This is a genomic window from Pseudomonas lutea (assembly GCF_000759445.1).
GTDB classification, from domain to species: Bacteria; Pseudomonadota; Gammaproteobacteria; order Pseudomonadales; family Pseudomonadaceae; genus Aquipseudomonas; species Aquipseudomonas lutea.
This window is the reverse complement of the sequence record NZ_JRMB01000002.1, coordinates 1,249,323-1,260,691: the sequence shown is the minus strand read 5'-3', so window position 1 is coordinate 1,260,691 and position 11,369 is coordinate 1,249,323. Positions and strand designations below refer to the sequence as shown.

Below are 11,369 nucleotides of genomic sequence, written 5' to 3'. Positions count from 1 at the left end.
GTTTGAATTCCGCTTGGCGTTTGCCGCGCGCGGCGACTAGACTGGTGCCGTTCTTGTCGGGGTGCCTTGATATGAGGCTGAGATCGGATAATCCGGATCCCGTTGAACCTGATCAGGTTAACGCCTGCGTAGGGAACAAGATTTCTCGTCTCCCGGCGAGTCCTCTTGAGTGTCGTCCGGGGTCGTCTTTGTTCATTTTCTGAACAGTCCGCGCCGCTCGATCTCAGCATCCATGCCGTCTCAGGGTGCAACCCGTCCGTGTCCATCAGGCTCAAGCTCCGACAATTCATTCCGCCGCTGGATGATGTCTGGAGAGCCCGTGATGAGTACAACACTAAAAAATGCCAACCTGAGTGAATCCGCCCAAGTCGATTCGGGGTCGGTTCAGCCGTTTACCCGCTCGCGAAAAATCTACGTTCAGGGCTCCCGTCCGGACATTCGCGTGCCCATGCGTGAAATCAGCCTGGACGTCACCCCTACGGGCTTTTCCGGGACCGGTGGCAGCGGTGAGATCAACGCGCCGGTGTGCGTGTACGACACGTCCGGCCCTTACACCGACCCCAACGTCATCATCGATGTGCGCAAAGGCCTGGCCGACGTGCGTTCGCCCTGGATCGAGTCTCGGGCTGACACCGAACGCCTGCCAGGACTGACGTCGAACTTCGGCCAGGAGCGCCTGGCCGATGCCGAACTGACAAAATTGCGTTTCGCCCACGTTCGCAACCCGCGCAGGGCGAAGGCGGGGGCAAACGTCAGCCAGATGCACTATGCGCGTCAGGGCATCATCACCGCCGAGATGGAATACGTCGCGCTGCGCGAAAACATGAAGCTGCAGGAAGCCCGGGCCGCCGGCCTTCTGACTCAACAGCATCCCGGCCATAGCTTCGGTGCAAGCATTCCGAAAGAGATCACCCCTGAGTTTGTCCGCGAAGAAATTGCCCGCGGCCGCGCGATCATTCCCGCCAACATCAACCACGTGGAGCTCGAGCCGATGATCATCGGCCGCAACTTTCTAGTGAAGATCAACGGCAACATCGGCAACAGCGCGCTGGGTTCTTCAATCGAAGAAGAAGTCGCGAAGCTGACGTGGGGCATTCGTTGGGGGTCGGACACGGTCATGGACCTGTCCACCGGCAAGCACATTCACGAAACCCGGGAGTGGATCATCCGCAACTCGCCCGTGCCCATCGGCACCGTGCCAATTTATCAGGCGCTGGAAAAAGTCGGCGGGGCGGCTGAGGACCTGACGTGGGAACTGTTTCGCGACACCCTGATCGAGCAAGCGGAGCAAGGCGTTGACTACTTCACTATCCACGCCGGCGTGCTGTTGCGGTATGTGCCGCTGACGGCCAAACGCGTGACCGGGATCGTCAGCCGTGGCGGCTCCATCATGGCCAAGTGGTGCCTGGCGCATCACAAAGAGAATTTCCTTTACACCCACTTCGACGACATCTGCGAAATCATGAAGGCGTACGACGTCAGCTTCTCGCTGGGTGACGGCCTGCGTCCGGGGTCGATTGCCGACGCCAACGACGAGGCGCAGTTTGGTGAGCTGGAGACCCTTGGCGAGCTGACCAAGATTGCCTGGAAACACGACGTGCAGTGCATGATCGAGGGCCCGGGGCATGTGCCGATGCAGTTAATCAAAGAGAACATGGACAAGCAGCTGGAGTGCTGCGACGAGGCGCCGTTCTACACCCTCGGTCCGCTGACGACGGACATTGCGCCAGGCTACGACCACATCACTTCCGGCATCGGCGCGGCCATGATCGGCTGGTTCGGTTGCGCGATGCTGTGTTACGTCACGCCCAAGGAACATTTAGGGCTGCCGAACAAGGATGACGTCAAAACCGGGATCATCACCTACAAGATCGCTGCCCACGCAGCTGACCTTGCGAAAGGGCATCCAGGTGCGCAGATTCGCGACAATGCGCTGAGCAAGGCGCGCTTCGAGTTTCGCTGGGAAGACCAGTTCAACCTCGGGCTTGACCCGGACACCGCCCGCGCCTACCACGATGAAACGCTGCCAAAAGACTCGGCCAAGGTCGCGCATTTCTGTTCCATGTGCGGGCCGAAGTTCTGCTCCATGAAAATTACCCAGGAAGTGCGCGAGTACGCCGCCAACCAGAAGATCGACGCGGTGGATGTGTCGGTAATTGAAGGTATGCGCGAACAGGCCGAGCGGTTCAAGCAGGAAGGCAGTCAGCTTTATAAGAAAGTGTGAGCGACAAGCGGCAAGCGGCAAGTCACAAGCTGCAAGGAAAAGCAGGCCCGCGTTTGATCTTCTCTTGCGGCTTGCAGCTTGCAGCTTGCAGCTTGCAGCTTGCACCTCATAACGGCTCTTCAGCGAGACACAAAAGTGAACACACCCGGCACCTATTCACCCGACGCCCCCGTGCCCGCCGCCAAGCGGGTTTTTGGTGGGCGTGATCTGTTTTCTCTGTGGTTTTCCCTCGGCATCGGCCTCATGGTCCTGCAGACCGGCGCATTGCTCGCACCGGGCCTGGGCATGTCCGGGTCGATGGCGGCGATCGTTCTGGGCACGCTGGTCGGCGTATTGCTGCTGGCCGCTGTCGGCGTCATCGGCAGTGACACCGGCCTTTCGTCGATGGCTGCGCTCAAGCTCAGCCTTGGCAGCAAGGGCGCAGGTGTGCCGGCGGTCCTTAATCTGCTGCAACTGGTGGGCTGGGGCTCTTTTGAAATCATCGTCATGCGCGACGCCGCCAGCCTGTTGGGCGCCGGCGCATTCTCCGAAGGCAGCCTGTGGGCCAGTCCGCTGCTCTGGACTGTCGTGTTCGGTGCGCTGGCGACGTTGCTGGCGGTCAGCGGTCCGTTGGCCTTCGTCCGGCAAATTTTGCGTAAGTGGGGCATCTGGCTGTTGCTGGCAGCGTGCGCCTGGCTGACATTCAACCTGGTCAGCAAGGCCGATCTGACGGCCTTGTGGTCACGCGCGGGGGACGGCTCGATGCCGTTTGCTGTGGGCTTCGACATCGCTATCGCCATGCCGCTTTCCTGGCTGCCGCTGATTGCGGACTATTCCCGATTCGGCAAGCGCGCCACCGCAGTCTTCGGCGGCACAGCGCTGGGCTTCTTCATCGGCAATTTCTGGCTGATGACCCTCGGCGTCGCCTACACCCTGGCCTTTGCACCCAGCGGCGAAGCCAATGCCCTGCTGATGGCGCTGGCGGGCGCAGGGATGGGCATTCCGCTGCTGCTCATTCTTCTGGATGAATCGGAAAACGCGTTCGCCGACATTCACTCCGCTGCAGTGTCGAGCGGGATTCTTCTCAAGGCCAAAGTCGAACACCTGGCGCTGGCCATCGGCATCATCTGCACACTGATCGCCTGCTTTGCGCCGCTGGCCCAATACCAGAACTTCCTGTTACTGATCGGCTCGGTGTTCGCGCCATTGTTCGGCGTGGTGCTGGTGGATCACTTCGTCCTGCGCCGCCGCCGACAGGGCGTCGCGACGACGGGCTTGCGCTGGACGACTTTCCTGGCATGGATTGGCGGGATTTGCACCTACCACCTGCTGGCGAATCTTTATCCGGATATCGGAGCAACGTTGCCAGCGCTGATCATCGCTGGCTTGTTGCAGCTCATATTCAATAAAGCGATCAGCTCCGGCCGGGGAACAGCTCAGGCTTGATGATGCCGTTCAACTGCGGATAAGGAATCTTCAGCTCGATGTGGCCCATGGCGTAGGGCGCGATGGTCGAGACCGGGTATTTGAGGATCACTGCACCGTACGTCAGAGCGACGTTTGAAGTTTGCTTGAATGCCCACATGTTCTGGAACTCGGCGTCCTTGTCCAGCTTGCTGCTAATCAGCCAGGCCTGATGAGCCAGGCGGGCCTTGTCCCAGAACGCGGCTTCCTGACCCGGGACCAGCATATCGGCCAGTGTCAGGACACGCTGCTGCTGGCGCGAGTAGTTGATGAACGCGCGGCCCGGATTGCCCTGGCCGCTGCCGGAATCCAGATAGCTCGACAGCTCAATGACCACGATTCCGTCATGCTGCTCACGTACCTTGGCCTGCAAGTAGCTGCTGTTGCGTGCTTGCGCCCGGCTCAGGAACTGCTCCTGATAAGCCTTTAATGTAGGCGGCACCGGACCATCGCTGTCGCTGCGCGTCAGTTGCAGCAAGGTGCGCTGGACGATCCCGTCCAGTTTCGGCTCGTCCGGGAAGTGTACGGTGTCGATGTTCACCAGTGGGCAATCGTCAGTGGTGCAACCAGGCTTGATCAGTTCCGAAGCGTCGCGCTGAACCGTCAGCGGGCTGCGCAGATTAGGTTGGAAGAAGCTTTGGCAGGCGCCCAAAATCAGGGCCAGGCAGGCCATTGAAATGATCTTCAGAAAAGACATGTTGATCCTTGGCATCGGCATATAAAGGGACGTCACGGGGGAGGTGACGGCAACGTCCTTCGACTATAGGCGGCGCAATCAGTTCGCCATCGGACGGATTAGAGTGCTTTCCCTGCCAGCCGTCCACTGCGGCGACCGGTTTTGCCAACTCAAAGGGCTGCATCCCGCACGACAGCGCGTTAGGATGGGCCGGAACACAGCGCTCAAGCAGTGAGAAATATATGACCGACAGCAACAGATCGATACCGACCAGGCACGAAATCACACACCGCGAGACCTGCTTCAAGGGGTTCTACCAGCTCGACCGCCTTCAGTTGCGCCACGAGTTGTTCGCCGGTGGCATGAGCCCGGAAATAAAGCGCGAGCTGTTCGTTCGCCATGATGCAGTGTGCGTACTGCCCTACGATGCCAAGCGTGACGAAGTCGTGCTTATCGAACAGTTTCGGGTCGGCGTCATCGGCAAGCATGACAACCCTTGGCTGATCGAGATGGTCGCCGGGCTGATCGATAAACAGGAAGAACCCGAGCAGGTTGCTCACCGTGAGGGAGAAGAGGAAGCTGGACTGGTCTTCAACGCTCTGTGGCCGATAACCAAGTACTTCCCGTCGCCCGGTGGCAGCAACGAGTTCGTGCACCTCTATCTGGGCAAGTGCGAAAGCGAAGGAGCTGGCGGGTTGCACGGTCTGGAAGAAGAAGCCGAAGATATCCGGGTTTCGGTGTGGTCATTCGACGACGCGATGCAAGCCGTCAAGGACGGTCGCATCGTGAACGCCGCAACTATCATTGCAATGCAGTGGCTGGCGCTCAATCGCGCCGAAGTAAGGGGGCTATGGTCGTGAATCTTTTGCGCGAGCGCTATCGGGTCGACCTCGCCGGGCTGCAGGCAGCCTGTGAGGCCAACTACGCGCGCTTGATGCGTTTGCTGCCCGATATGCGCAATCAACAACGCTCCCGTAAGGTCGCCGTAACTCAAGGCGACCAGATGCTGGGCGTCCTGGCGGTCGAGGTCATCCTCGATTGCCCGTATACCACCACGTTACAAGTTCGGCAGGAACACAGCCTGCCATGGCTGCCGGTGCCCGTGCTCGAAGTGCAGGTTTACCACGACGCACGCATGGCCGAAGTCATCGGCGCCGAACATGCACGTCGCTTCCAGGGCATTTACCCCTATCCCAACGCCGACATGCACCAGCCCGATGAAAAGGCTCAGCTCAATGTGTTTCTGGGTGAATGGCTGAGCCATTGTCTGGCATGCGGGCATGAGTTCGAGGCGGTGCGCTGAGGTTTGACAAACAGGCGACTGCTCCACTTAATCAGGGTTTATGTAGGACAGGTCTGTAAGTAGCTTCTGAAAATTATCACCGGCTGGACTTTTTGGTTTTATCGAGCATCCCCCACGTCTATGTTTCGCGTTTTCTTCGGAAAGCGCGATATGAACTTCGCTGGAATCAACAGTCATTTGCTATGGCGATGAAATGGATAAAGGTCGTGCTGATCGCGATATTGTCCGGCTTCGGGGCGCCGCCATTAGTGGGACTTTTTTTATATCAAGGCGAGCCATTGCAGCCGATCGTTTGCGCACTTTTTACAGCCCTGGGACTTGGAGCAGGCGCCTTTGCATCGCGCTACATTTCATGGGGATGGGCGGTCGGCGGTTTTGCGGGCTTGTTGTTGGGACTGTTTGGCCCAATGCCGCTTATGTTTGTTTTCCCTGATGCGCGCTATGAGGCAGTGCTGCCCTGGCTTGTTTGCAGTGCTGTAGTCGGTATGCTCGTCGCAGGCTACCTAACTGATAAGGTATTCATATCGCGGTGGCCGTAGAGCCGGGATCGAAGCGTAATCCTCGTAACCGCGAAAGGGTGCGCATTTCTTGGTTTGATCCGCCCTCGTTCAGCCATCATAATCCGGCCACATCCGCTCAAGGAGATGGCCATTGTCGAGCGCATCCTCTCAGTCCTCATCCGTGTTGGTCGTGCAACTGACCGACAGCCACCTGTTCGCCGAGGCGGACGGCACGCTGCTGGGCATGCCCACGCGTGCCAGTCTGGACGCTGTGGTCGAGCTCGTACTGCGCGAGCAACCTGCGATTGATCTGGTGCTGGCAACGGGGGATTTGTCCCAGGACGGTACGGTCGAGTCGTATCAGGCGTTTCGCGACGTGAGTGATCGTCTGGATGCGCCCAAGCGCTGGATCCCCGGGAATCACGATGAGCTGAGAGAAATGTCGATTGCTGCGCAAAACAGCGATTTTCTTGAGCCGGTCGTCGACGTTGGCCAGTGGCGGATCACGATGCTTGATTCCGCCGTCTCCGGGTCAGTGCCCGGGTATCTGGAAGACACGCAACTCCAGTTGCTGGCGCAGGCCTTGAGCGAGGCTCCGCAACGGCATCATCTGGTCTGCCTCCATCATCATCCGGTGCCCATCGGGGCGGCTTGGATGGAGCCCATCGGGCTGCGAAATCCTGATGCGCTGTTTGCCGTACTGGAGCGCTTTCCCCAGGTTCGCGCGGTGCTGTGGGGCCACGTGCACCAAGCATTCGATCAGCTTCGCGATGGCGTGCGGCTGATGGCTTCGCCTTCGACCTGCATTCAGTTCGCGCCGAACAGCGTCGATTTTGGCCTCGACTCGGCTGCACCCGGCTACCGCTGGCTGCGCCTGCACCATGACGGGCAGATCGAGACCGGTGTTTCACGGATCGACCCGGAGCTGTTCGAGGTTGACCTCGATGGAGCGGGCTATTGAAAGAAACGTCCTCAAATGTCAGCGATTTATCATCGGGCGAGTTTTCGTGCAGTTGACCCTGTAAACTGCGTGGCTTTGCCCCGATGGCTGCCGAAGCAAGAGCCGTCCGGGAGGGATCGATAGCCGTTTGGGGAGGCACAGCGTGAGTCAGGATCAGTCGACGCTTCTTTATATTCATGGCCTGAACAGCTCAGCCAGGTCGCAAAAGGCCACACAGCTGACGGCATTAATGGGCCGTTTGGATTTGAGCGAATACCTGCGTGTGCCTGAGCTGCATCATCACCCGCGTCAGGCGCTGGCTCAGTTGGAGGCTGCGATTGAGGAGCTCGGTCGGCCGCTGCTGGTCGGCAGCTCGCTCGGCGGCTACTATGCCACGCACTTGGCTGAGCGCCATGGCCTCAAGGCCGTGTTGATCAACCCCGCGGTCAACCCGCACCAGCTCTTCGATGGCTTTCTTGGCACCCAACAAAACCTTTACACCGGCGAGAGCTGGGAGCTGACGCACGACCATGTGACGGCGTTGGCCGAGCTGGAAGTGCCTGCCCCACAGGATCCGCAACGTATTCAGGTGTGGCTGCAAACCGGCGACGAGACACTGGATTACCGCCGGGCGCAGAGCTTCTATCGAGCCTGCGCATTGCGCATCGAAGCGGGCGGCGATCACGGATTTCAGGGCTTCGCTGCAAAGATGCCGGCGCTGTTGAGCTTCGCCGGGTTCGCTCCCGCGTTGCTCCAGGGTGTCGATCTGACCAGGCTCTGACCGGAGCCATGGCTGCAACAAAGCTGCACTAAATATGTAGAACCGACTTGTACAAACAGTGCTACTCCGAAATTTCATGAACGACTTGATGACGAGACCCCATGGCCAATCCCAGCGCTAGCTCTTATAACGCAGACGCCATCGAAGTCCTCTCGGGCCTCGACCCGGTCCGCAAACGGCCGGGCATGTACACCGACACCGCACGGCCCAACCATCTGGCGCAGGAAGTCATCGACAACAGTGTCGACGAAGCGCTGGCAGGCCACGCCCGGTCTGTGCAGGTCATTTTGCACGCCGACAATTCCCTTGAAGTCGCGGATGACGGCCGCGGCATGCCCGTGGATATCCATCCGGAAGAGGGCGTGTCGGGCGTCGAGTTGATCCTCACCAAACTCCACGCTGGCGGCAAGTTTTCCAACAAAAACTACCAGTTCTCAGGCGGCCTTCATGGCGTCGGGATCTCCGTGGTCAACGCGCTTTCGACCCAGGTCCGTGTGCGGGTCAAGCGCGATGGCAACGAATACGAAATGACGTTCGCTGACGGCTATAAGGCCAGCGAACTGGCGGTGATCGGCACCGTCGGCAAGCGTAATACCGGCACCAGCGTGTACTTCGCCCCGGACCCCAAATACTTCGATACCCCCAAGTTCTCTGTCAGCCGCCTCAAGCACGTGCTCAAGGCCAAGGCCGTGCTCTGCCCGGGCCTGCTGGTCAGCTTCGAAGACAAAGGCACGGGCGAGAAAGTCGAGTGGCATTACGAAGACGGGCTGCGCTCGTACCTCCAGGACTCGGTGGCAGACTTTCTGCGCCTTCCGGACGAGCCGTTCTGCGGCGTGTTTGCGGGCAATAAAGAGGCCGTCGACTGGGCACTGCTGTGGCTGCCCGAAGGTGGCGACAGCGTGCAGGAAAGCTACGTCAACCTGATCCCGACCGCGCAGGGTGGCACCCACGTCAATGGTCTGCGCCAAGGCCTGCTGGACGCAATGCGGGATTTCTGCGAGTTCCGTAATCTGCTGCCGCGCGGCGTGAAGCTGGCGCCCGAAGACGTCTGGGAGCGCATCGCTTTCGTCCTGTCGATGAAGATGCAGGAGCCGCAGTTCTCCGGTCAGACCAAAGAGCGATTGTCCTCCCGCGAAGCCGCCGCTTTTGTCTCGGGCGTGGTAAAGGACGCTTTCAGCCTGTGGCTTAACGCCCACCCTGAACTGGGCATGCAACTGGCCGAACTAGCGATCAGCAATGCCGGTCGTCGTCTCAAGGCCAGCAAGAAGGTTGAGCGCAAACGCATCACCCAGGGCCCGGCGCTGCCAGGCAAACTGGCTGATTGCGCAGGGCAGGATCCGATGCGCTCGGAACTGTTTCTGGTTGAGGGTGACTCGGCGGGTGGTTCTGCCAAACAGGCCCGGGACAAGGAATTTCAGGCCATCCTGCCCTTGCGCGGGAAAATTCTGAACACATGGGAAGTCGATGGCGGCGAGGTGCTTGCCAGCCAGGAAGTGCATAACATTGCCGTGGCCATCGGGGTCGATCCAGGTGCGGCAGACATGAGCCAGTTGCGCTACGGCAAAATCTGCATTCTGGCCGACGCTGACTCCGATGGCTTGCACATTGCGACGCTGCTGTGCGCACTTTTTGTTCAGCACTTCCGTCCGCTGGTGGATGCCGGCCACGTCTACGTGGCGATGCCGCCGCTGTATCGAATCGACCTGGGCAAAGACATTTATTACGCCCTGGACGAGGCCGAGCGCGACGGCATTCTTGACCGGCTGGTGGCCGAGAAAAAACGTGGCAAGCCCCAAGTCACCCGATTCAAGGGACTGGGTGAGATGAACCCGCCACAGCTGCGAGAGACCACCATGGACCCGAACACGCGTCGACTGGTGCAACTGACCCTCGACGACTTCGCCGCCACCTCGGAAATGATGGACATGCTGTTGGCCAAGAAGCGAGCGGGTGACCGCAAGAGCTGGCTCGAGTCCAAAGGCAACCTGGCCGAGGTGCTGGTTTGATGCGGGGCTGGCTTGCAGCGTTGGTATTGATCGCCACGCCTGTCTTCGCGGCGCCATTGCCCGAACTCAAGCTGCTGTCGGAGCATCCGGTGGATGACATGATCGGCGGCAATCTGTCCGGCCTCGCGTCATGCAACGGCGTGCTGTGGACCGTCTCGGATCGTGACGACACCCTGCTCTACAGTCTTGATACCTCGGCTACGGTCTGGAAAGCCAAGGCACAAACGCTCGAAATTCCGCCGATTCCAGACAGCGGGCTGTCTGCGACCCTGCGCGGCATGGCCAAGGCCTCGGCGCTGATTCGTGGCGGCGATCTGGACTTCGAAGGCGTGAGCTGCGATGCCGAGGGTAACCGCTACATCGTCAGCGAAGCCTATGCCACGGTGCTCAAAGTGCCGGTCAAGGGAGCGCCTGTGTGGCTGGACCTTCCTAAAAAGATCGTCGAAGAAGCGCAGGCGGCCGGCATGCTGCAGCATTTCAACGCCATCTTCGAAGGAATCGCGATCAATCCGGCAGGTGACCAACTGTGGCTCGCCGCCGAGCGGGACAAGCGCGGGCTGCTGACTGCGCACCTTGGCAAGGAAGGTTGGGCCTGTGACGCCAGCTGCATCCTGCGGGTGGAGTCAGGCGAGGACCTTTTGCCCCCGGAGGTTAGCGGCAAGCGGGTCTCCAAAGACCTTTCCGATATATCGCTGCACAAGGGCAAGCTGTTCACGCTGGAGCGCGCGGCTTACCGGATCTGTCGCCGCACCCTGGCGACGGGGCAGCTGGAAGCCTGCTGGTCGTTTGCCAGGGAGGCGCTGCAGCCCAATCGACGATATGACCAGAAGTACGGCCTGACCGAGGCGTTGATCGTCGACGACAAAGGCGCGTGGATCGGTACTGACAACAACTTCGGTGTCCGCGCCGATGGTGAAAAACGCCCTGTCGTGTGGCGCTTTGCTGCGCCGGAAGGTGGCTGGGGCGGCAAGCCTTGACCCAGGCACCTCCTGGCCGACGCGCCGGGCGGATCATGATGATTATCGCCTGGGCTGCAGCGCTGTTTCTGGCCACACGCTTTTTCGGCGAGTGGGAGCAGCGTCAGGAAAATCCGAACACGGTCGTTGCCTCCGAGCACGGCGACGGCTATGTCGAGGTGAAGCTTACGAGCAATCGTGACGGACATTTCGTCATGACCGGGCAGATAAATGCCCGCCCTGTGCAGTTCATGCTCGACACAGGGGCGACCAACGTCGCCGTGCCGGAGAGCGTCGCACAGACGCTGCGTCTTGAGCGCGGCGAGCGTGTTCAGGTGAGTACGGCCAACGGGCGCACCGATGCGTTCCGGACCACCCTGCATCGGCTGCAGATAGGCGACATCGTCCTGAACAACGTGCGCGCCCTGGTGGTGCCCGGCCTGGACGGTGAACAGGTGCTGCTGGGCATGAGCGCCGTGAAACAACTCGAATTCACACAGCGTGGCGGCACTTTGCTGCTGCGCCAGACGACAAAATGAT

Annotated in this window: 11 protein-coding genes and 1 riboswitch; of the genes, 10 read left to right on the top strand and 1 reads right to left on the bottom strand. The window is 60.0% G+C overall.

The features are described 5' to 3' along the window. The first annotated feature begins 47 nt into the window (after positions 1-47). A riboswitch (TPP riboswitch) is annotated at positions 48-152 on the top strand. Positions 153-322: 170 nt separating this feature from the next. Further along, positions 323-2,224 (top strand): phosphomethylpyrimidine synthase ThiC, encoded by a 1,902-nt coding sequence (gene thiC, locus LT42_RS17865; RefSeq protein ID WP_037015833.1) that lies wholly within the window; start codon positions 323-325, stop codon positions 2,222-2,224. A gap of 135 nt (positions 2,225-2,359) precedes the next feature. Further along, positions 2,360-3,649, top strand: coding sequence for a putative hydroxymethylpyrimidine transporter CytX (gene cytX / locus LT42_RS17860; RefSeq protein ID WP_037015830.1), 1,290 nt, complete (start codon positions 2,360-2,362; stop codon positions 3,647-3,649). Here cytX and LT42_RS17855 read toward each other — a convergent pair. Beyond that, entirely contained in the window at positions 3,618-4,364 is a 747-nt protein-coding gene (locus LT42_RS17855) for an RsiV family protein (RefSeq protein WP_037015827.1), read from the bottom strand. The genes cytX and LT42_RS17855 overlap by 32 nt on opposite strands. Before the next feature lie 221 nt (positions 4,365-4,585). On the opposite strand from LT42_RS17855, the gene LT42_RS17850 reads away from it, so the two are divergent. From LT42_RS17850 to LT42_RS17815, 8 genes are all read left to right on the top strand, one after another. After that, positions 4,586-5,203, top strand: a complete 618-nt coding sequence (locus LT42_RS17850) for an NUDIX domain-containing protein (protein WP_037015825.1) — start codon at positions 4,586-4,588, stop codon at positions 5,201-5,203. Continuing rightward, on the top strand, positions 5,194-5,646 hold the full coding sequence (locus LT42_RS17845) for a DUF1249 domain-containing protein (protein ID WP_037015821.1): 453 nt from the start codon (positions 5,194-5,196) through the stop codon (positions 5,644-5,646). The genes LT42_RS17850 and LT42_RS17845 overlap by 10 nt, the downstream gene beginning before the upstream one ends. Before the next feature lie 182 nt (positions 5,647-5,828). Then, positions 5,829-6,185 (top strand): hypothetical protein, encoded by a 357-nt coding sequence (locus tag LT42_RS17840; protein ID WP_037015818.1) that lies wholly within the window; start codon positions 5,829-5,831, stop codon positions 6,183-6,185. A gap of 112 nt (positions 6,186-6,297) precedes the next feature. Beyond that, positions 6,298-7,107 (top strand): 3',5'-cyclic-AMP phosphodiesterase, encoded by an 810-nt coding sequence (gene cpdA / locus LT42_RS17835; RefSeq protein WP_037015797.1) that lies wholly within the window; start codon positions 6,298-6,300, stop codon positions 7,105-7,107. A gap of 142 nt (positions 7,108-7,249) precedes the next feature. Continuing rightward, positions 7,250-7,867, top strand: a complete 618-nt coding sequence (locus tag LT42_RS17830) for a YqiA/YcfP family alpha/beta fold hydrolase (RefSeq protein ID WP_037015794.1) — start codon at positions 7,250-7,252, stop codon at positions 7,865-7,867. 101 nt (positions 7,868-7,968) lie between these two features. Next, the gene (parE, locus tag LT42_RS17825) at positions 7,969-9,873 is read left to right on the top strand and encodes a DNA topoisomerase IV subunit B (RefSeq protein ID WP_037015791.1); all 1,905 of its coding nucleotides are present in this window, start codon (positions 7,969-7,971) and stop codon (positions 9,871-9,873) included. Next, on the top strand, positions 9,873-10,850 hold the full coding sequence (locus tag LT42_RS17820) for an esterase-like activity of phytase family protein (RefSeq protein ID WP_037015789.1): 978 nt from the start codon (positions 9,873-9,875) through the stop codon (positions 10,848-10,850). Before parE ends, LT42_RS17820 begins: the two co-directional genes overlap by 1 nt. A gap of 35 nt (positions 10,851-10,885) precedes the next feature. After that, on the top strand, positions 10,886-11,368 hold the full coding sequence (locus tag LT42_RS17815; protein ID WP_052075322.1) for a retropepsin-like aspartic protease family protein: 483 nt from the start codon (positions 10,886-10,888) through the stop codon (positions 11,366-11,368). The last annotated feature ends 1 nt before the right edge of the window (position 11,369 follow it).